Origin of the sequence: Rhodoferax sp. (genome assembly GCF_023700745.1) — a bacterium.
Classification (GTDB): Bacteria; Pseudomonadota; Gammaproteobacteria; order Burkholderiales; family Burkholderiaceae_C; genus Rhodoferax.
Map to the genome: position 1 here is coordinate 1 of NZ_JAMPYG010000013.1, position 20,133 is coordinate 20,133.

A 20,133-nucleotide genomic window follows, 5' to 3' on the forward strand; every position below is an offset into this window, starting at 1 on the left:
CTCTAACGAAATACCTTGGGTGCTTCTTTGCAAACACTTGTGGTGTTGCATCGAAACTTAAGGCCAAAACCATGGGCGCATTGATTTGTGCGCCGGACCTTGACCCGTTTGCGTTAATTTGCAAGCGGCATTATCGCACTTGTCAGCGCATACTTGAGGTCTGGAGCCAGGCAATGCAATAATTCGACACTTTTTTTGGTGTCGCATAGATTTTGCCCCACCGCGCAATGTACCAAAAAAAATTGCCCTCAAACGCCATCAAGGTCCCCGCGCCATGCCCCTGCCCCCCACCACACCCAGCCTGCTCAGGCGCATGGCCTGCTGGCTTTACGAAGGCATGTTGTTATTTGGCGTGGTTTTTATTGCCGGCTACCTGTTTGGCACTTTGAGCCAGACCAGAAATGCCATGGACAACCGTCACGCCCTGCAGGCATTTTTGTTTGTGATCTTTGGTATTTACTTTGTCTGGCTCTGGTCCAAAGGCCAAACCCTGGCCATGAAGACCTGGCATATCCGGGTACTGGACCGCACCGGCCAGCCGTTAACCCAAGGCCGCGCCCTGCTGCGCTACCTGTGGAGCTGGCTGTGGTTTTTGCCGCCGCTGGCAGCATCCTGGGTGTTCGAACTCAAGGGCGGTGAAGCATTTGTGATCATCCTCGGCTGGATCGCCATCTGGGCCATCCTCAGCCGCTTTCACCCGCGCCAGCAGTTCTGGCATGACGCACTGGCCGGCACACAACTGGTGGACACCAGCCTGCCCAAGCCCTGAACCGGGACAGTCAAGACATCCAGCTCAGATAGCTGTTTCGTCGAGTTCACCGGTGCGGATACGCACCACACGCTCCACGGCGGTGACAAAAATCTTGCCGTCGCCAATCTTGCCCGTGTGGGCGGCCTTGACAATGGCATCGACGCAACGGTCGAGATCATCGGTTCTCACAACCACTTCGATTTTGACTTTGGGCAAAAAATCGACCACGTATTCCGCACCGCGGTAAAGCTCGGTGTGGCCTTTTTGACGGCCAAAGCCCTTGACTTCGGTCACGGTCAGACCCGTCACGCCACATTCGGCCAGGGCTTCACGCACTTCTTCCAGTTTGAAGGGTTTGACGATGGCGGTGATTTGTTTCATAAGGTACCTCAATTAAAAATGGAATCAGCAGGCAGCGAAACCCTCAGGCCCGAAAACGGTTGGTTATAGGATAACGCCAATCCTTGCCAAAACTGCGGTGCGTCAGACGAATCCCCACCGGCGACTGGCGCCGCTTGTACTCGTTGATTTTGATCAGGCGCGTCACCCGCTCGACATCGGCGCGTGCATATCCGGCGGCAATGATCTGCCCGATACTTTCGTCGTTTTCCATGTAACGCTCCACTATCGCATCCAGCACCTCGTAGGGGGGCAAACTGTCCTGGTCGGTCTGATCGGGACGCAATTCGGCACTGGGTGGACGCGTGATGATGCGTTCGGGAATTGGCGCACGGCCCGTGTCGTACGGGTCGTGCGCATTGCGCCAGCGGGCGAGGCGAAACACGATGGTTTTGGCCAGGTCCTTGATCACCGCAAAGCCACCTGCCATGTCGCCATACAGGGTGCAATAACCGGTGGCCATCTCTGACTTGTTGCCGGTGGTGAGCACGATGCTGCCAAACTTGTTGGAAAGCGCCATCAGCAGGGTTCCACGAATGCGCGCCTGGATATTTTCTTCGGTGGCATCTTCCGCCAGGCCCTTGAACTCGTTTGACAGCGTCGCCTTGAACGCTTCGAACTCCGGCACGATCGACAGTTCGTCATAGCGCACCCCCAGGCGCGCCGCCATGTCACGCGCGTCGATCCAGCTGATATCAGCGGTGTACGGCGAGGGCATCATGACCGCGCGCACCCGGTCTTTGCCCAGCGCATCCACGGCAATGGCCAGCACCAGAGCCGAATCAATGCCTCCCGACAAACCCAGTAGCACACCGGGAAAGCCGTTTTTGCCGATGTAGTCACGCACACCCAACACCAGGGCGTCCCACAAATCGGCCTCGGGGGTGCGGTCGGGCGCCACCGTGGCCTGCAGCTGCAGCGCTGCTGGCGTCCGGCTGGCCTCAATGAACAGGCTGTCCTCGACAAAACTGGGGGCACGCCCCGCCAGTGAGCCGTCGACATTGAGGGCAAATGAATGGCCTTCAAACACCACTTCATCCTGCCCACCCACCAAATGCGCATAGACCAGCGGCCGCCCGCAGGCCTGCACGCGCTGGCGCATCATCTGTTCGCGCTCGTTGCCTTTGCCGACATGAAAGGGGGAGGCGTTGATGACCGCCAGCAACTCGGCGCCGGCCTGCGCCGTCTCACGGGCGGGGCGGTCAAACCAGGCATCCTCGCAAATCAGCAAACCCACCTTGACCCGATCGCCCGGCTCACCCGCCTCAAACACACACACGCCCTGCCCCGGCGTGAAATAACGGCGCTCATCAAACACCTGGTAATTGGGCAACTCACGTTTGGCGTAAGTGGCGACCACCCGGCCTTCACACAGCACGCTGGCCGCATTGAAACGGTTCTGCACCGCCACCGAGCGCGTCCGTTGATCACCGCCTGTGGGGTGTCCCACCACCACACTGAGGTCTTTCAAATCTGCCAGCGCAGCCGCCACGGCTTTCACGGCATCATTACAGGCCTGTATGAACGCCTGGCGCAAAAACAGGTCTTCTGCCGCATAGCCGCAAATGGACAACTCGGGGGTCAGCACCAGACGCACACCCTGCTGGTAGGCTGTGCGGGCGGCCACCACAATTTTTTCGGCATTGCCGGCCATGTCACCCACCACCAGATTGAGTTGGGCCACACAAATTTTGAGAGTCATGAAAAGTACAAAAAAATGATCAACAGGAAAACGACAGAAATTGCAAACGATTATGTCATTCGGGTGCTTGATTCACCTGCCGAGGTGGGCGCCGGCACATGGAATGCCCTGCTCTTCAGCCAGCCGCAAGCCAACCCGTTCATGCGTCACGAGTACCTGGATGCCCTGCACGCCAGTGGCTGTGCCACTGCGGACACCGGCTGGACGCCGAAGTTTTTTCTGCTTGAGCGCCAGGGCGAATTGGCCGCTGCCTGTGTGCTGTACCTGAAAACACATTCGCGCGGCGAGTATGTGTTTGACTGGGCCTGGGCCAATGCCTACGCCCAGCATGGGCTGGCCTACTACCCCAAGGCCCTGTGCGCGGTACCCTTCACGCCGGTACCAGGTGTCCGCCTGCTGGCCCGCAGCCAAGCTGACCGGGCGCATTTGGCCAGCGCCATGCTGGACTGGTGCAAGCACCAGCAACTGTCCGGTCTGCATGCCCTGTTTGCCAGCGATGATGACCTGGCCGCCTTTGAAACATCAGGCCTGCTGCTGCGCCACACCGTGCAATTTCACTGGCATAACACGACACCGGCATACGTCGGTTTTGATGCCTTTCTGGCGCAGTTAACACCGGAAAAACGCAAGAAAATTCGTCAGGAACGACGCAAGGTGGCTGACGCTGGCATCCGCTTTCGCGTACGTGAAGGCCGCCAGATCGGGGCAGCCGACTGGGATTTTTTTTACCAGTGTTACGAACACACCTACCTGGAACATGGCAACGCGCCCTACCTGAACCGCGACTTCTTCAGCCGCATGGCCCGCACCATGCCCGAAGACTGGTTGCTGTTTGTGGCCGAACGCAACGGACAGGCCATCGCCGCCAGCTTGCTCGCCATCAACACCAGTTGCGCGGGTGAGCGGGCGGCATACGGTCGCTATTGGGGGGCACTGGAACGGGTGGATTGCCTGCACTTCGAGGCCTGTTATTACCAGCCCCTGGTCTGGTGCATTGCCAACGGCTACCAGCGCTTTGAAGGCGGCGCCCAGGGCGAACACAAACTGGCGCGCGCCCTGCTGCCGGTCACCACCACCAGCGCCCACTGGCTGGCGCAGCCACAATTTCTGGCAGCGGTTGACCGCTATTTAAGCGCCGAGCGCGCTGGCATCGAAACTTATGTGGAAGACCTCAGGCAGCACAGCCCATTCAAGTCAGCCCGGGGCGATTGACGCCCATCTTTGCAGGAAGCCCGCCTCGGGCGGATGGCTATTGAAATTCAATCGCAGCGAGGGCGCCGCTCCCACAAGGCGCGGCTCCTGCTCTCTTTTGTGGGCTTGAAGCTGCTTATTTTTGCGCTGCCTGGTAATTGGCAATGCCTTCCAGGATTTCCTGCTGGGCAGCCTCGGGGCCTTCCCAACCCAGGATCTTGACCCATTTGTTTTCTTCAAGGTCTTTGTAATGCTCAAAGAAGTGGGCAATGGTTTTCAGGCGCACCGGGCTCAGGTCTTCAGGCTTTTGCCAGCGGGTGTAGAGCGACAGGATTTTGTCGATGGGCACCGCCAGCACCTTGCCGTCCATGCCGGCTTCGTCTTCCATCTTCAGGATACCGATGGCGCGGCAGGTCACCACCACACCGGGAATCAAGGGCACCGGGGTAATGACCAGAACATCCACCGGGTCACCGTCACCGCTGATGGTCTGCGGCACATAGCCGTAGTTGGTCGGGTAATGCATGGCCGTGCTCATGAAGCGATCGACAAAAATGGCATGGGTTTCATGGTCGACCTCGTATTTCACCGGGTCAGCGTTCATCGGGATCTCGATGATCACATTGAACTGGTCCGGCACATTTTTACCGGGAGTGACGTTATCTAAAGACATGCTTGTCGCCTTATTTTGAAGTTGGGGTTTGAGTTAAATCAGAAACAGTCGGGATTAACCCTGATTTTACTTACTTGCCACTTGCGGAGCTTCAAAACCCGGCTGTTTTCGCGTTACAGTGCGCCGGTTGGCCAATCACTCTTGTCGTACATCAAGATGTACACAGTGAGGAAGCAACGCAGCGGTGGTGCACCATGCGTTGCATCACTACCTCGCGAAACAACAGACAGGAGAACTATTCATGACAGGAAATTCAGCGCTGATCTTGGCGCTTATCTGCGGCTTGATCGCCGTCGGCTACGGCTTCTGGGCGCGTAGCTGGATTCTTTCCCAGGACGCGGGCAACGCCCGCATGCAGGAAATTGCCGCCGCCATTCAAACCGGTGCGGCTGCCTACCTGGCCCGACAGTACAAAACCATTGCCATGGTCGGCGTCGTGCTGGCCGTGCTGATTGCGGTATTTCTGGACGGCTTGAGCGCGGTCGGCTTCGTGGTGGGTGCAGTGCTCTCGGGCGCTTGCGGCTTCATTGGCATGAACGTGTCGGTGCGGGCCAACGTGCGCACCGCCCAGGCCGCCACCAAAGGCATTGGCCCGGCGCTGGACGTGGCTTTCCGCGGCGGCGCCATCACCGGCATGCTGGTGGTTGGCCTCGGCCTGCTGGGCGTGACCGGGTTCTTCTGGTTCCTGGTCGGCAACGGCAACCTGACACCTGACAAAAACCTGGCGCAAATGCTCAACCCGCTGATCGGTTTTGCCTTTGGCTCCTCATTGATCTCCATCTTTGCCCGGCTTGGCGGTGGTATTTTCACCAAGGGTGCTGACGTCGGCGCTGATCTGGTGGGCAAGGTCGAGGCCGGTATTCCGGAAGACGACCCGCGCAACCCGGCCGTGATCGCCGACAACGTGGGTGACAACGTCGGCGACTGCGCCGGCATGGCGGCCGACCTTTTCGAGACCTACGCCGTCACGCTGATTGCCACCATGGTGCTCGGCGCCCTGCTGGTCACCGGCGCCGGCATGAGCGCCGTGGTGTATCCGCTGGCACTCGGTGCCGTATCCATCGTGGCTTCCATCATTGGCTGCTTCTTCGTCAAGGCCTCGCCCGGCATGAAAAACGTGATGCCGGCACTGTACAAGGGCCTGGCTGTAGCCGGCGTCCTGTCGCTGATTGCCTTCTTCTTCATCACCCAATGGCTGATTCCTGACAATGCCATTACCGCCAGTGGCAGCCAGATCAAGCTGTTTGGCGCCTGCGCCGTCGGCCTGATCCTGACGGCCGCTCTGGTGGTGATCACCGAGTACTACACCGGCACACAATACCAGCCAGTGAAACATATCGCCGAAGCCTCGACCACCGGCCACGGCACCAACATCATTGCAGGCCTGGGCGTGTCGATGCGCTCGACTGCCTGGCCCGTGCTGTTTGTCTGTGTGGCCATTTACACGGCCTATGCACTGGCTGGCTTGTACGGCATTGCCATTGCCGCCACCTCCATGCTCAGCATGGCCGGTATTGTGGTGGCCTTGGACGCTTACGGCCCGATCACCGACAACGCCGGCGGCATTGCCGAAATGTCCGAGATGCCCAAGAGCGTGCGTGACATCACCGACCCGCTGGACGCCGTGGGCAATACGACCAAGGCCGTGACCAAGGGCTACGCGATCGGCTCTGCCGGCCTGGCCGCGCTGGTGCTGTTTGCCGACTACACCCACAAGCTGGATGTTTATGGCAAGCACATCACCTTTGACCTGAGCGACCCGATGGTCATCATCGGTCTCTTTATCGGCGGCCTGATTCCCTACCTGTTTGGCGCCATGGCGATGGAGGCCGTGGGCCGCGCTGCCGGTGCCGTGGTGGTGGAAGTACGACGCCAGTTCCGCGACATCAAGGGCATCATGGAAGGCACTGGCAAGCCCGAATACGACACGGCGGTTGACATGCTGACCACCGCCGCCATCAAGGAAATGATGATCCCGAGCCTGCTGCCCGTGGTGGTGCCGATCCTGGTCGGCCTGCTGCTCGGCCCGGCGGCTTTGGGTGGCTTGCTGATGGGCACCATCGTGACCGGCCTGTTTGTGGCGATCTCGATGTGTACCGGCGGCGGCGCCTGGGACAATGCCAAGAAGTACATCGAAGACGGCAACTTTGGCGGCAAGGGCTCGGAGGCGCACAAAGCCGCCGTCACCGGCGACACCGTGGGCGACCCCTACAAGGACACGGCTGGTCCGGCCATCAATCCGCTGATCAAGATCATCAACATCGTGGCACTGCTGATCGTTCCGGTCATGATGAAAATCCACGGCGGTTAAGCACTACTTCAAGTCCAAATAAAACCCGCCCCGGCGGGTTTTTTCATTCATGCCAAAATTCGCCCTTACTCAAGGCAACCGCCTGCATCAACACCATGACTGATCGAGACACCCACCGCGTGATCCCCCTGAAGGATGTGCGACCCCGCGGCCTGACCGTGCCCACAGCAGCCTTTGGCACCAGCGCCGGTTCAGGCGGCAACGGCCTGCTGGCAGACACCCGCGGCCGGTCTTTGCGCGACCTGCGCATCAGCGTCACGGACCGGTGCAACTTCCGCTGCAACTACTGCATGCCCAAAGAGATTTTTGGCACGGATTACCCCTACCTGAAACACGCCGACTTGCTGAGCTTCGAGGAAATCACCCGCCTGGCCCAGGTCTTTGTGGCGCAGGGCGTGCAAAAAATCCGCCTCACCGGCGGCGAGCCGCTGCTGCGCAAAAACCTCGAGCACCTGGTGGAACAACTCGCCAGCCTGCGCACCCCTGACGGGCAACCACTCGATTTGACGTTGACCACCAACGGCTCGCTGCTGGCGCGCAAGGCCCGCTCGCTCAAGGACGCCGGTTTGCAGCGGGTCACGGTGAGCCTGGACGGGCTTGACGATGCGGTTTTTCGCAGCATGAACGACGTTGATTTTCCGGTGGCCGACGTGCTCGAAGGCATAGCGGCAGCACGCGCAGTGGGCCTGGGCCCGATCAAGATCAACATGGTGGTCAAGCGCGGCACCAACGAGCAGGAAATCTTGCCGATGGCGCGCTATTTCAAGGGCAGCGGCATGGTGCTGCGCTTTATCGAGTACATGGACGTGGGCGCCACCAACGGCTGGCGCATGAACGAGGTCATGCCATCTGCCGAAGTGGTCCGGCTGATCCGGTCGGAGCTGCCACTGGTGCCGCTGGCGCCGTCCAACCCGGGCGAAACCGCCTCGCGCTGGGGTTATGCCGACGCGCAGGGCCGGCATGACAAGGCAGCGGGCGAAATTGGCGTGATCAGCAGTGTCACCCAGGCCTTTTGCGGCGAATGCAACCGCGCCCGCCTGTCTACCGAAGGCCAGTTGTACCTGTGTCTGTTCGCATCGCAAGGCTACGACCTGCGCAGCCTGGTCCGCGGCAAGGCATCTGATGCTGACCTGGCCAGCGCCATCGGCCACATCTGGCAAGCCCGGAATGACAATTACTCCGAACAGCGCAGCCACCTGCCCTTTGATTCGGGTGCCCCGGTGAAGCGCGTTGAAATGAGTTACATCGGAGGTTGATTTGATTTCTGCTCAAGACATGACCGCCCTGATCCTGGCGGGCGGGCGCGGCTCGCGCATGGGCGGGGTTGACAAGGGGCTGCAAAACTTCATGGGGCTGCCGCTGGCGCTGCATACGCTGACCCGCCTGCAAATGGGCGGGGGGGTGGGCCAGATCATGATCAACGCCAACCGCAACCTGGCCGCCTACGAGTCCTTTGGCGTGCCGGTCTGGCCCGACGTGCTGGCCGACTACGCCGGCCCGCTGGCCGGTTTCCTGACCGGGCTGGAGCGCTGCGAAACCCCTTATCTGCTGACCGTGCCCTGCGACACACCGCTGCTGCCGCTCGACCTGGCGCAGCGCCTGGCGCAGGCCCTGGAAGCCGAAGACGCCGACATCGCCATGGCCGCCGCCCCCGAGGCCGGCAAGGACGGCCACATGCAGGTGCGCACCCAGCCGGTGTTTTGCCTGCTGCGCACTGGTCTGCTGGAGAGCCTGGTACGCTTTACCCAGGACGGTGGCCGCAAAATTGACGCCTGGACCGCCCTGCACCGCACCACCGTGGTGGCATTTGATGCGCCCGGCGACGACCCGCAGGCCTTTTTCAATGCCAACACCCTGGCCGAGCTGCAACAACTGGAAAGCCGTGCAACATGAAAACACTGGAACAAATAGCCAGTGAACTCGCGGGCTACGACCCGCAGGCGCTGAGCGCCGACATGGTGAATGATTTCCTGGCCAAACTGGTTGAACCCGTGACCCAAATTGAAGAATCAGTCATCTTCAACGCACTCGGACGCGTGCTGGCAGCCGACATCATCAGCCCCATCAGCGTGCCGCCGCACGACAACTCGGCCATGGACGGCTATGCCTTTGCCGGCGCGCAGCTTGCGGCCAGCGCGCCGCTGAGCCTGAAAGTCATCGGCACCGCGTTGGCAGGCAAGGCCTGGAGCGGCCAGGTGCAGCCGGGCGAATGCGTCAGGATCATGACCGGCGCCATCATGCCCGCAGGCCTGGACACGGTAGTGCCGCAAGAACTCAGCACCGTCGTGGGCGACCAAGTCACCATTCCAGCTGGGGTGCTGCAAGCCGGCGACAACCACCGTCGCCTCGGCGAAGACCTGCTGCAAGGCCAGCCGGCGCTGCAAAAAGGTGCACTTCTCACCCCTGCCGCGCTGGGCTTGGTGGCCAGCCTGGGCATCAGCACCGTGCCGGTGTTGCGCCGCCTCAAGGTGGCCTATTTTTCTACCGGTGACGAGATCCTGAGCCTGGGCGAGCCGCCGCGCGAAGGTGCGGTTTATGACAGCAACCGCTACACCGTGTTTGGCCTGCTGAGTCGGCTGGGTTGCCAGGTGATCGACATGGGCGTGGTGCGCGACCAGCCCGAAGCCCTCCATGCCGCTTTTGTGCAGGCCGCCCTGGAGGCCGACGCCATCATCACCAGCGGCGGCGTGAGCGTGGGCGAAGCCGACTACACCAAGGCCATGATGAAACAACTTGGTGACGTGGCCTTCTGGAAAATTGCCATGCGGCCGGGCCGCCCCATGGCCGTGGGCCGAATTCTTGCGCCCAAACCCACCGTGCTATTTGGCCTGCCCGGCAACCCGGTCGCCGTGATGGTAACTTTTCTGGCCTTTGTGCGCCCGGCCCTGCTGCGCATGATGGGTTGTACGCACAGCACGCCCTCGCTGCTCACCGCCATCAGCACGGAGGCCATCCGCAAGAAACCCGGCCGCACCGAGTACCAGCGCGGCATTGTCAGTACGGCACCCGACGGCACGCTGCAGGCCAGTACCACCGGCAACCAGGGCTCGGGCGTGCTCAGTTCCATGGTGCGTGCCAACGGCCTGATCGTACTGCCCCATGCACAGGGCAACGTGGCCGTGGGTGACCCGGTCAGCGTGATGATGTTTGACGGGGTGGTTTAAACGCCGGCTGTGTACGACAGCGAACAGACGAGAGCGCAGCATTCTTTTAAATTGAGGTTTCCCAAGCCCCATGGCTTGATACCCAGGAGCTTCCCATGCTGCACTACGCTGTTGTATTTTTTGTCATCGCCCTGATTGCTGCCCTGTTTGGCTTTGGCGGCATTGCCGCCGGGGCCGTCAGTATTGCCAAGACACTGTTCTTTGTATTTCTGGTGCTGGCGATTGCCAGTTTTCTCTTTGGCTTGATCAAGAAACGCTGATCGTTCAGCCAACAGCCTGACCCCGATGTCCAATCCTGCACCTGTGGCGGCCGATGAGACGTCCACATCCCGTAAAAACTGGACGCTGGGGGCCTTGCTGGTGCTGGTATCCCTGGCATTGGGCAGCATCCTGTTGCCGTTTTATGCAGCCATCATGTGGGGGCTGATCCTGTCGCTGTTATTTACACCGTTTCACCGCTGGCTGCTGCTGCGGGTCGGGCACCGGCCCACGGTATCCGCACTGTGCACATTGGCCATTGTGCTGCTCATTGTGATTTTGCCGTTGACGCTGATATTGCTACTGCTGGCACAGGAAGCCGCCTGGTTGTACCAGGGCTTGCAGTCGGGCGACATCAACCCGGCCTTGTATTTTCATCGCGCCTTCAACCGGCTGCCGGATTGGGTGGGCGCCATCCTGGATCGCTTTGGCCTGGTCAACTTTGCCACCTTGCAACGCCGGCTGACGGCAGCGGTGGCGCAAGGCTCCCAATTTGCCGCCACCCAGGTCTTCACCCTTGGCCAGAGTACCTTTGAATTTGTGGTCAGCCTGTGCATTGCGCTCTACCTGGCGTTCTTTCTGATCCGTGATGGCGACACCACGGTGCGCGCCATTGGGCGCATGATTCCGCTAGCGCCTGTCCACCGGAAAAAGCTTTGGCACAAGTTTGCCACGGTGGTGCGTGCCACCGTCAAGGGCAATTTGCTGGTGGCGCTGATTCAGGGCGCCTTGGGTGGCCTGGCCTTCTGGGCCCTGGGCGTCAGCGGCGCCTTGTTGTGGGCGGTGATGATGGCGGCCTGCTCGCTGCTGCCGGCCATTGGCGCCGCCCTGGTGTGGCTACCGGTAGCGCTTTATTTTCTGGTCACAGGTGCGCTTTGGCAGGGGCTGGCACTGACCGCTTACGGGGTCCTGGTGATCGGCCTGGTGGACAACCTGCTGCGCCCGGTGCTGGTGGGCAAGGACACCCGCATGCCCGACTATGTGGTGATGATCACGACCGTGGGTGGTATGGCGGTTTTTGGCATCAATGGCTTTGTTCTGGGCCCGCTGATTGCGGCCATGTTCCTATCGGTCTGGCATATTTTTGACGACACAGCTTGACATTGCTTGAGCAAACGCAACGCAGCGCGTTGCGCCTGCTCGCAAACTTGTCACACCATGAAGTACAAAGACTACTACGCCATCCTGGGCGTGCCCCGCAATGCCAGTCTTGATGAGATCAAGAAGGCCTACCGCAAGCTGGCGCGCGCGCACCACCCGGATGTCTCCAAGGCGCCCGATGCCGAGGCCCGCTTCAAGGAGGCCGCGGAGGCCTATGCCACGCTCAGGGACAGCGCCAAGCGCGCTGCCTACGACGAACTGGGTCACCCCGCGGCCGGTGCCGACTTCAGACCGCCACCGCAATGGCAGCAGGATTTTGCGCCGGGTGGCATGGCGTTTGACGACTTGGATCTGGCCGATCTGCTGGCCGCCATGGGCCGGGGTCAAAGAGCCGGACCACAGCACGCCATGCCGATCAAGGGGCAAGACTATGAGAGCTCGGTCACCATCACGCTGCCAGACGCACGGCGTGGCACCAGCGTCAATTTGAATTTGGCCGATGGCGCGGGCGAACGCACGCTGCAAGTCACCATCCCGCCAGGCGCCTGCCAGGATCAGAAATTGCGCTTGCGCGGCCAGGGTGGCCAGGGTCGCAACGGCGGGCCCAATGGCGACATTTATCTGCACATCCATCTGGCACCGCATGCGGTGTTTCGGCCGGACCGCCACGATCTGTACTTTGACCTGGTACTGAGCCCCTGGGAGGCCGCCCTGGGTGCCGAAGTCGAAGTACCGACACTGGAGAATCCCGTCCTGCTGACAGTGCCGCCGGGCACGCGCGCGGGGCGCAAGCTGCGTCTGCGCGGCCGGGGCCTGGACCCCGGGCACAGCGACCTCTATGCCATCGTCCACATCGACGTGCCCGCCACACTGTCGCCGCGTGAACGCGAGCTGTTCCAGGAATTGGCCAAAGTCTCAAGCTTCAAGCCCCGCGCTGCCTAGACCCAGGGAAATCACCATGACACCCTCAATGATCGAAAGTTTCAGTCTTGACACCACCGAGGCCATCACGCTGACCGAGCTTGCCGAATTCTGTGGCATGAGCCCGGCCGAGCTGGATGAATTGATGGCTTACAACGCCCTGCTGCCCCTGCCCGATAGCGCACCCGATGTCACCTTCAGTGCGCATTGGGTGATGCCGCTGCGCACGGTAGCAAAATTGCGCATGGACTTTGATCTGGATCTGTTCACCGTGGCGATGTTGCTTGACAAGCTGCGCCAGATCGAGCTTTTGCAACGCCAGGTGCAGTCGCTGCAGGCCCTGGTGCCAGGCAGCTTGCGGCCGACATGATGTGATGCAACGCGCATGCAGCAAACCAATGAAGCAGCGCTGAGCGCAAATCCTGACCCGCGCGGCTGGCACCAGCGCGAGGTGCACGAGCTCGCCGCCGAGCACGCCGTCAACCCGGAGCACGGCCTACACGCGAACGAAGTGGAACGGCGCCTGGTCGTTCACGGCCCCAACGAATTACCCAGCGTGGCGCAACGCGGTCCGCTGGCCATTCTGGCGGCCCAGTTCACCGACTTCATGGTGCTGGTGCTGCTGGCAGCCGCGCTGGTGTCGGGCGTCATTGGCGAACTGATTGACACCGTGGCCATTCTGGTGATCGTGCTGCTCAATGCCGTGATTGGTTTCATGCAAAGCTGGCGCGCCGACCGGGCCATGGCGGCATTGAAACAACTCGCTGCCGCCCAAGCCACCGTGCTGCGCAGCAGCCAAAGGCAGGAAGTACCGGCGCACAAGCTGGTCCCGGGCGACATTGTGCTGCTGGAGGCCGGCAACAAGGTACCCGCCGACCTGCGGCTGATCCACACCGCACAACTGCATGTCGACGAGTCGGCGCTCACTGGCGAGTCAGTCACCGTGGCCAAGCACAGCGCGGCGCTGCCCGATGCGGCTGACAGCGCCCTGGGTGACCGCCTCAACATGGCCTTCAAAGGCACCACCGCCACCCACGGTCGGGCACGCGGCCTGGTGGTGGCCACCGGCTCGGCCACCGAACTCGGCAAAGTGGCACAACTGCTGGGCCCCGAAGACCGCACCACGCCCTTGCAACGCCGGCTGGCAGCCTTCGGCAAACGGCTGGCGCTGGTGGTGATGGGCATCTGTGTGGTGATTTTTGTGGCCGGTATCTGGCGCGGCGAACAGGCACTGCTGATGGCGCTCACGGCCATCAGTCTGGCGGTGGCTGCCATCCCCGAAGCCTTGCCGGCCGTGGTCTCGGTGCTGCTGGCGCTGGGCGCGCGGCGCATGGTGGCGGTGCACGCGCTGGTGCGGCGTTTGCCCTCGGTGGAAACGCTGGGCTCAGTGACCACCATCTGTTCTGACAAAACCGGCACCCTGACGCAAAACAAAATGCACGCCGAGCTGGTGTGGGTCAACGGCCAGTCCTGGTTGCCGGGCGACGAGCCACCGGGGCCCGCACTGCTGGAGACCCTGCGTGCCGCCGCGCTGTGCAACGACGCGCACCAAAACGGCGGCACCAGCGCAGCACAGGACTGGCAGGGCGATCCCACCGAGACCGCGCTGGTCGTGGCCGCACAATCCGGCGGCGTTGACAAGGCGGCCCAAGAGGCCCGATGGCCCCGTTTGAAAGAACTGCCCTTCGACTCCGAACGCAAGCGCATGACCACACTGCATCCTGGCCCGACGGGTTTTGTCGCTTACACCAAAGGCGCACCCGAATCGGTGCTGCTGTGCTGCGCGTCGCAATGGACAACGGGGGGCGCCGCGATCCTGGATTCCAGTGCGGTCATTGCGCATGCCGACCGCCTGGCCGCCCAGGGCCTGCGGGTGCTGGCACTGGCGCGGCGTGATCACCTGGAACTGCCGGACACGAACGCACCCGAGCAGGTTGAACAGCAGCTGCAATTCCTGGGCCTGATCGCGCTGATCGACCCACCGCGGGCTGAAGCTGAAGCCGCGGTGCGTGACTGCATCAGCGCCGGCATCACACCGGTCATGATCACCGGCGACCACCCGGCCACGGCACGCGCCATTGCGCAGCGGCTGGGCATCGTGGACGACGCGCAGGCCAAGGTGCTGACCGGCCAGGATCTGAGCGCGCTTGACGATGCCGCGCTGCTGTTGCGCGTCTCGCAAGTACAGGTTTATGCCCGGGTCGATCCGGCGCAAAAAATCCGCATCGTCGAAGCCCTGCAGGCACAGGGCGAGATTGTGGCCATGACCGGCGATGGCGTGAACGATGCACCTGCCCTGAAGCGCGCCGACATCGGCGTGGCCATGGGCAAGGGCGGCACCGACGTGGCGCGGGAAGCGGCCAGCATGGTGCTGCTGGATGACAACTTTGCCACCATCGTGGCAGCCGTGCGCGAGGGTCGGCGCATCTACGACAACATCCGCAAATTCGTGCGCTACGCCATGACCGGCAACTCGGGCGAGATCTGGACGCTGTTTCTGGCGCCACTGGTTTTTCTGCCGATCCCGCTGCTGCCGATCCACATCCTGTGGGTCAACCTGGTCACCGATGGCCTGCCCGGGCTGGCGCTGGCGGCCGAACCGGCCGAGCGCGGCGTGATGCAGCGTCCGCCCCGCGCCCACACCGAAAGCCTGTTTGCCAACGGCATGTGGCAGCATATTCTGGGCATTGGCTTGTTGATTGCCGGCCTGTGCCTGGGCGTGCAGGCCTGGGCTTTGTCCACAGGCCACGCCCACTGGCAAACCATGGTGTTCACCGTGCTCACGCTGTCGCAAATGGCGCATGTGATGGCCATCCGCTCCGAGCGCGACGCACTCTGGCAGCTCGGCCTGGGCAGCAACAAGCCTTTGCTGGGCGCCGTGCTGCTCACCTTTGTGCTGCAAATGGCGACCATTTACGTGCCGGCGCTGAACCCGATCTTCAAGACCCAGCCGCTGAGCCTGGCCGAGCTGGCCATCTGCCTGGGTGCCGCGGCGATTGTGGGCGTCGCCGTGGAACTGGAAAAAGCCTGGCGTCGGCACCGGGGTCCAAGCCCGGCCAGCCTGGCTGCCGAGCCATGAATCCGATCGCCTTGATCTGGCTGGAGTTTGCGCTGTGCGCAGGCCTGATCGGCTTTGCCGGTGTGCGCCTGAGTCGTTATGGCGATGCCATTGCCGCGCTGACCGGCCTGTCGCGCAACTGGGTGGGGCTGATTTTGTTGGCCACTGTGACCTCGCTGCCGGAGCTGGTCACTGGCTTAAGCGCGGTCACGGTGGCCGCAGCGCCTGATATTGCGGTGGGCGATGTGCTGGGCAGTTGTGTCTTCAACTTGATGATTCTGGCCCTGATCGACATCTTTTACCGCCCGGGCAGCCTGTACCGGGAGGTCGGCCCCGGCCATGTGGTTTCTGCCGGATTCGGTGTCATTTTGCTGGCGGCTGCAGGGCTCGCCGTGGTGTTGACCGCCCAGGGCGTCATGCCCGTCATGGGCCACATCAGCGTGGCCAGCCTGCTGTTGCTGGTGGTCTATCTGGTGGCCATGCGGACCATTTACCTGATCGAGCAACATCACCCTGTCCACACCGGGAAAACCACACCACCGTCCTTGACGCTCAAAGCCGCCCTGATGGGCTACGGCATGGCTTCCAGCGTGATTGTGGGCGCCGGCATCTGGCTGCCCATCATTGGCGTCGAACTGGCCCGGCTGATGGGCTGGACCCACTCCTTTGTCGGCACCTTGTTCATTGCCTTTGCCACCTCGGTGCCCGAACTGGCGACCACCTGGGGTGCCATCCGCATAGGCGCCCTGGACATGGCCCTGGGCAATCTGCTGGGCAGCAACCTGTTTGATGTGCTGATCCTGGCCGTCGATGACCTGGCCTATGTGGCCGGGCCCATTTATGCGAAAGTCTCACCGGTGCATGCGGCGTCGGCTTTCGCGGCCTGTGTCATGAGCGCCATCGTGATCGTATCGCTGGCCAGCCGCCCGGCCCGGCGCGTTGCAGGTCTCGCCACCTGGTCGAGCCTGGCGTTGCTGGCCCTGTACCTGCTCAACGCGGCCATTCAGTTTTTGCACGGCTAAACACTCTGGCGAACACGGTGACGCAGACCGCTTCATGGGGCGGGCTGTTGCACAGCAGCCATCTCGATGGCCCCGCGCAAGGCCTGTTCCACGTCATCGAGAAAAATGAATTCAAGCTGCACCCGGGCCTGCTCCGGTACCTCCTCAAGGTCCTTGCGGTTGCGCGCCGGCAACATCACGGTGCGGATGCCCGCGGCCAGTGCCGCGAGTACTTTTTCCTTGATGCCGCCAACCGGCAAGACCAGGCCGCGCAAACTGACCTCACCAGTCATCGCCACCTGGCTGCGCACCGGTTGGTCCATGAACAGGCTGGCCAGCGCAATGAACATGGCCACCCCCGCGCTGGGGCCGTCCTTGGGCACGGCACCGGCCGGCACATGAATATGGATATCGACTTTTTCAAAAGCGTCCGGCGCCAACCTGAGGACCTGCACCCGTGACTTCACCAGCGTCAGGGCTGCCTGCGCAGACTCCTTCATCACGTCACCGAGCTGACCGGTCAGGATCAGGCGGCCGCTGCCGGGGGTCCGGCTGGCTTCGATGAACAAAATGTCACCGCCCACCGGGGTCCAGGCCAGACCCGTGGCCACCCCGGTCATACCGGTTCGCAAGGCCACTTCGTTTTCGAACTTCGCTTGCCCCAAAATGTCGTCCAGATCAGGCACATCGATGCGCTGACTCTGAACTTTGCCCTCGGCAATGCGCACCGCCACATGACGGCAGACCGCGCCAATCTGGCGCTCCAGGTTGCGCACGCCGGCCTCGCGCGTGTAGTGGCGGATGATGCCCATCAAGGCGTCGTCGGTGAGCGTGAATTGTCCGGGTGTGAGACCCGTCGTCTCCAGTTGCCGCTGCACCAGGTAGCGCCGGGCAATCTCGTACTTTTCTTCCTGGGTGTAACCGGCCAGGTGCAACACCTCCATGCGGTCGCGCAGCGGGCCGGGGATGGTATCGAGCACGTTGGCCGTGGCAATGAAAAGCACCTGCGACAGGTCATAGGGCACGGCCAGGTAGTTGTCGCGAAACGTGTTGTTCTGCTCAGGGTCCAGCACCTCCAGCAGCGCCGCAGACGGGTCGCCGTGCACGCCGGTACCAAGTTTGTCAATTTCATCGAGCATCATGACGCAGCCACGGGTGCCGGCCTTCTTGAGCGCCTGGATGATGTTGCCGGGCAAGGCGCCAATGTAGGTGCGCCGGTGGCCCCGGATCTCGGCCTCGTCATGCACGCCACCCAGCGAGACGCGGGCAAACTTGCGCCCCAGCGCACGCGCGATGGACTGGCCCAAGGACGTCTTGCCAACCCCCGGCGGTCCCACCAGGCACAGGATCGGACCATGGCTGCCCGGTTTGAGTTTGCGCACCGCGAGAAATTCGAGAATGCGTTTTTTGACCTGCTCCAGGCCAAAGTGGTCGTCATCGAGCACCTGGCGCGCCTGAACCACATCGATGGCATCGGGTTCCGGTGCTTTCCAGGGAATTTCCAGCAGCCAGTCCAGATAGGTGCGCACCATCGAATATTCAGCCGAGCTGTCAGACATGCGCTCCAGCCGCTTGAGTTCTTTTTGGGCCTGTTTGGCCACATCCTCCGGCATGCCGGCCTCATCGATCAATTTCTGCAGATCAGCCAGTTCGGCCGCATTGTCGCCACCGTCTTCACCAAGTTTTTTCTGAATTTCCTTGAGCTGCGCGCGCAACAGGAACTCACGTTCGCGCTCGCCGATGCTGGCCTTGGTGCGCTGGTCGATGTCGCGCGACAGGTTCAACACCTCGATGCGGTGCACCAGCAGGTCAATGACACGGTCAAGCCGCTGGCGCAGCTTGACTTCTTCGAGCAGTTCCTGTTTTTCGGCAGGTTTGATGTCCACGTAAGCGGCCACCAGGTCGGCCAGCATGCCGGGGCTGTCAACGTCCTGTACCGCCTGCAGCATCTCCTCGGGTACCTTGGGCAGCAGTTGCAGCACCTCCACCGCGCGCTGCCTGAGTTGAAAGAAACGGGCTTCAATTGCGCTGTCGTCGCCAGCATCGGGCTCAACGATGCGCTCGACACGCGCCACCATGAAATCAAAGCCGCCCAGGTAGTCAAGCACCCGAAAACGCTGTTGCCCCTGGCAAATGATGTGGTGCGAACCATCCGGCGTGGTGACGTAGCGCAGGATGGCGGCGACCGTCCCCATGGCCGACAAATCATCGGGCCCAGGGTCGTCGGCCTCCGGATTGCGCTGCATCAGGATGCCAACCGGCCGCTCGGCCTTGACAGCGTACTGGGCTGCATTGATGGAGCGCTCGCGGCCAATGCTGATGGGCAGGACCATGCCGGGAAACAGCACCATGTTGCGCACCGGGACGATCACCATGGCATCGTCAGGCAGCGCACGCTGCAATGCCTGCGGCGCGGGCTGTCGATCGCTGTCAGCGGGCGTCCCGGCATCCTGCAAAGGTTTGATTTGGTTCATGGCATTCGCTCAAGGGTGAGTCGCAGGCAACCGTTCTGCAGCACCATTTCGGCCACGCGGTAGTCGTCATAGGGTAAGGGAACGCGGCGCTCGAAGCGACCATAAGGGATTTCAAGTTGAAGAATCGTGCCAGCGGCGAAGTGACCAGCCAAAGACCGGTCGCCACGCACCACAACGGCCTGTGGCTCCAGCCTGACGTCAAGGCACTCCGCTGCGACTCCCGGCAGCGCGATGAGCAGACACAGTGCCTGCTCGTTGCCAAACATGTCCACCGGCGGCTCCCAAATGGGCAAATCACCGGCACGACCCAGCTTGAAAAACTGCCGTTGTAGCCGACCTGCGCCCTGCAGCCACTCAATGGCCTCGGTCAACAACCAGGCATGGGGCAAGGCTTGACGCATGGCAGTTCAAGCCTCAACCGTCAACTGGTTGTTGACGCGGACCACGCCGGGGGCGGACCAGGTTGCACCCTCGGCGGCATTTCTTTCGGCCCAGGAATGCACCTGGCCGCGCAAGGTCACCTCGCTGCCCTCAACGGACACCTCAATGCGGCGGGCTTCGCGCATGGCCTGACGCGTCAGCGCCTCCTGGATCCGCTCCTGGAGTTTGAGCGGGATCGGCAGCGTCTTGAGCTGGATGTTGTCCGTGATGCCCACCACGCCCTTGAGCGGACGCACCATGCGCTCAACCGCCCGGCGCTGGAAGTTCCAGTCGAGATCGCCCGTCAGGGTCACCCAACCCTTCTCCACGGTCAGCTTGACCCGATCCTGCGGCACCGAGGTATTCCAGCTCAGCGCGTGTTCCACCGCCAGCGCAATTTCGGTATCGCTGCGCTGGTGGCTGCCCACCGGAATCACGTCAATCTCAACGGCAATCGCCTTGACTCCGCTAACGCGCTCGGCAGCCCGCTTGGCCGCCACTTTCTCGGCGTAAGTGTCAAGGTGACCGGTGAGGGTCACCACCCCTTCATTCACGGTGACACCCACTTTGGTCTCGGCAACCAGTGGGTCCCATAACAACTCGGACAAGACGTCCTTCTTGATTTCGGAATCGGTCTTCATGGCAGCTCCTGGCAAGAAATAAACAAATATCGGTTGCCAGAATAGCCATGCGCAGTGCCATGGCATTG

Annotated in this window: 19 protein-coding genes; 13 read left to right on the top strand and 6 right to left on the bottom strand. The window is 61.9% G+C overall.

Annotation, left to right across the window (positions count from 1 at the left end):
* Both NDJ10_RS10860 and NDJ10_RS10865 read left to right on the top strand, forming a co-directional pair.
* The coding region (locus NDJ10_RS10860) for a hypothetical protein (protein WP_296162076.1) at positions 1-182 on the top strand (182 nt) is incomplete at its 5' end.
* A gap of 92 nt (positions 183-274) precedes the next feature.
* A complete protein-coding gene (locus tag NDJ10_RS10865; RefSeq protein WP_296162078.1) occupies positions 275-769 on the top strand; it encodes an RDD family protein in 495 nt (164 codons plus the stop codon).
* A 24-nt stretch (positions 770-793) separates the two neighbouring features.
* Here the strand turns inward: NDJ10_RS10865 and NDJ10_RS10870 are convergent, their stop codons facing one another.
* A complete protein-coding gene (locus tag NDJ10_RS10870) occupies positions 794-1,132 on the bottom strand; it encodes a P-II family nitrogen regulator (RefSeq protein ID WP_296162080.1) in 339 nt (112 codons plus the stop codon).
* A gap of 43 nt (positions 1,133-1,175) precedes the next feature.
* Entirely contained in the window at positions 1,176-2,852 is a 1,677-nt protein-coding gene (locus tag NDJ10_RS10875; RefSeq protein WP_296162081.1) for an NAD+ synthase, read from the bottom strand.
* Between the two features lie 15 nt (positions 2,853-2,867).
* Between NDJ10_RS10875 and NDJ10_RS10880 the strand changes: the two genes are divergently transcribed.
* On the top strand, positions 2,868-4,064 hold the full coding sequence (locus NDJ10_RS10880) for a GNAT family N-acetyltransferase (protein ID WP_296162082.1): 1,197 nt from the start codon (positions 2,868-2,870) through the stop codon (positions 4,062-4,064).
* A gap of 115 nt (positions 4,065-4,179) precedes the next feature.
* Here NDJ10_RS10880 and ppa read toward each other — a convergent pair whose 3' ends face one another.
* Positions 4,180-4,716 (bottom strand): inorganic diphosphatase, encoded by a 537-nt coding sequence (gene ppa / locus NDJ10_RS10885; RefSeq protein WP_296162084.1) that lies wholly within the window; start codon positions 4,714-4,716, stop codon positions 4,180-4,182.
* Positions 4,717-4,957: 241 nt separating this feature from the next.
* On the opposite strand from ppa, the gene NDJ10_RS10890 reads away from it, so the two are divergent.
* From NDJ10_RS10890 to NDJ10_RS10935, 10 genes are all read left to right on the top strand, one after another.
* Entirely contained in the window at positions 4,958-7,027 is a 2,070-nt protein-coding gene (locus tag NDJ10_RS10890) for a sodium-translocating pyrophosphatase (RefSeq protein ID WP_296162086.1), read from the top strand.
* Positions 7,028-7,122: 95 nt separating this feature from the next.
* Positions 7,123-8,283, top strand: a complete 1,161-nt coding sequence (moaA, locus tag NDJ10_RS10895) for a GTP 3',8-cyclase MoaA (protein WP_296162088.1) — start codon at positions 7,123-7,125, stop codon at positions 8,281-8,283.
* 1 nt (position 8,284) lies between these two features.
* On the top strand, positions 8,285-8,920 hold the full coding sequence (mobA, locus tag NDJ10_RS10900; protein WP_296162090.1) for a molybdenum cofactor guanylyltransferase MobA: 636 nt from the start codon (positions 8,285-8,287) through the stop codon (positions 8,918-8,920).
* Entirely contained in the window at positions 8,917-10,191 is a 1,275-nt protein-coding gene (glp, locus tag NDJ10_RS10905) for a gephyrin-like molybdotransferase Glp (RefSeq protein ID WP_296162092.1), read from the top strand. Before mobA ends, glp begins: the two co-directional genes overlap by 4 nt.
* Positions 10,192-10,286: 95 nt before the next feature.
* The gene (locus NDJ10_RS10910; protein WP_296162094.1) at positions 10,287-10,451 is read left to right on the top strand and encodes a DUF1328 domain-containing protein; all 165 of its coding nucleotides are present in this window, start codon (positions 10,287-10,289) and stop codon (positions 10,449-10,451) included.
* A gap of 25 nt (positions 10,452-10,476) precedes the next feature.
* Positions 10,477-11,550, top strand: a complete 1,074-nt coding sequence (locus NDJ10_RS10915; RefSeq protein ID WP_296162096.1) for an AI-2E family transporter — start codon at positions 10,477-10,479, stop codon at positions 11,548-11,550.
* 57 nt (positions 11,551-11,607) lie between these two features.
* The gene (locus tag NDJ10_RS10920) at positions 11,608-12,492 is read left to right on the top strand and encodes a DnaJ C-terminal domain-containing protein (protein WP_296162098.1); all 885 of its coding nucleotides are present in this window, start codon (positions 11,608-11,610) and stop codon (positions 12,490-12,492) included.
* 16 nt (positions 12,493-12,508) lie between these two features.
* Positions 12,509-12,841, top strand: coding sequence for a chaperone modulator CbpM (locus NDJ10_RS10925; protein WP_296162101.1), 333 nt, complete (start codon positions 12,509-12,511; stop codon positions 12,839-12,841).
* A gap of 15 nt (positions 12,842-12,856) precedes the next feature.
* The gene (locus tag NDJ10_RS10930; RefSeq protein ID WP_296162104.1) at positions 12,857-15,550 is read left to right on the top strand and encodes a cation-translocating P-type ATPase; all 2,694 of its coding nucleotides are present in this window, start codon (positions 12,857-12,859) and stop codon (positions 15,548-15,550) included.
* Positions 15,547-16,551: a sodium:calcium antiporter gene (locus tag NDJ10_RS10935; protein WP_296162105.1), complete on the top strand. Its 1,005-nt coding sequence runs from the start codon at positions 15,547-15,549 to the stop codon at positions 16,549-16,551. The genes NDJ10_RS10930 and NDJ10_RS10935 overlap by 4 nt, the downstream gene beginning before the upstream one ends.
* Positions 16,552-16,583: 32 nt before the next feature.
* On the opposite strand, the gene lon is transcribed toward NDJ10_RS10935, so the two are convergent.
* From lon to NDJ10_RS10950, 3 genes are all read right to left on the bottom strand, one after another.
* Entirely contained in the window at positions 16,584-18,905 is a 2,322-nt protein-coding gene (lon, locus tag NDJ10_RS10940) for an endopeptidase La (protein WP_296162235.1), read from the bottom strand.
* Positions 18,906-19,000: 95 nt separating this feature from the next.
* Positions 19,001-19,405 carry an Hsp20/alpha crystallin family protein gene (locus tag NDJ10_RS10945; protein ID WP_296162106.1) on the bottom strand — a complete coding sequence of 135 codons (405 nt, stop codon included), beginning with the start codon at positions 19,403-19,405 and terminating at the stop codon, positions 19,001-19,003.
* 6 nt (positions 19,406-19,411) lie between these two features.
* Positions 19,412-20,065 (bottom strand): BON domain-containing protein, encoded by a 654-nt coding sequence (locus tag NDJ10_RS10950; RefSeq protein ID WP_296162109.1) that lies wholly within the window; start codon positions 20,063-20,065, stop codon positions 19,412-19,414.
* Positions 20,066-20,133: the final 68 nt, after the last annotated feature.

Bases quoted from the DNA above. Each gene is read 5' to 3' on its own strand.
- NDJ10_RS10865 (WP_296162078.1), top strand. From the start codon at position 275: ATGCCCCTGCCCCCCACCACACCCAGCCTGCTCAGGCGCATGGCCTGC.
- NDJ10_RS10870 (WP_296162080.1), bottom strand. From the start codon at position 1,132: ATGAAACAAATCACCGCCATCGTCAAACCCTTCAAACTGGAAGAAGTG.
- NDJ10_RS10875 (WP_296162081.1), bottom strand. From the start codon at position 2,852: ATGACTCTCAAAATTTGTGTGGCCCAACTCAATCTGGTGGTGGGTGAC.
- NDJ10_RS10880 (WP_296162082.1), top strand. From the start codon at position 2,868: ATGATCAACAGGAAAACGACAGAAATTGCAAACGATTATGTCATTCGG.
- ppa (WP_296162084.1), bottom strand. From the start codon at position 4,716: ATGTCTTTAGATAACGTCACTCCCGGTAAAAATGTGCCGGACCAGTTC.
- NDJ10_RS10890 (WP_296162086.1), top strand. From the start codon at position 4,958: ATGACAGGAAATTCAGCGCTGATCTTGGCGCTTATCTGCGGCTTGATC.
- moaA (WP_296162088.1), top strand. From the start codon at position 7,123: ATGACTGATCGAGACACCCACCGCGTGATCCCCCTGAAGGATGTGCGA.
- glp (WP_296162092.1), top strand. From the start codon at position 8,917: ATGAAAACACTGGAACAAATAGCCAGTGAACTCGCGGGCTACGACCCG.
- NDJ10_RS10910 (WP_296162094.1), top strand. From the start codon at position 10,287: ATGCTGCACTACGCTGTTGTATTTTTTGTCATCGCCCTGATTGCTGCC.
- NDJ10_RS10915 (WP_296162096.1), top strand. From the start codon at position 10,477: ATGTCCAATCCTGCACCTGTGGCGGCCGATGAGACGTCCACATCCCGT.
- NDJ10_RS10920 (WP_296162098.1), top strand. From the start codon at position 11,608: ATGAAGTACAAAGACTACTACGCCATCCTGGGCGTGCCCCGCAATGCC.
- NDJ10_RS10925 (WP_296162101.1), top strand. From the start codon at position 12,509: ATGACACCCTCAATGATCGAAAGTTTCAGTCTTGACACCACCGAGGCC.
- NDJ10_RS10930 (WP_296162104.1), top strand. From the start codon at position 12,857: ATGCAGCAAACCAATGAAGCAGCGCTGAGCGCAAATCCTGACCCGCGC.
- NDJ10_RS10935 (WP_296162105.1), top strand. From the start codon at position 15,547: ATGAATCCGATCGCCTTGATCTGGCTGGAGTTTGCGCTGTGCGCAGGC.
- lon (WP_296162235.1), bottom strand. From the start codon at position 18,905: ATGGTGATCGTCCCGGTGCGCAACATGGTGCTGTTTCCCGGCATGGTC.
- NDJ10_RS10945 (WP_296162106.1), bottom strand. From the start codon at position 19,405: ATGCGTCAAGCCTTGCCCCATGCCTGGTTGTTGACCGAGGCCATTGAG.
- NDJ10_RS10950 (WP_296162109.1), bottom strand. From the start codon at position 20,065: ATGAAGACCGATTCCGAAATCAAGAAGGACGTCTTGTCCGAGTTGTTA.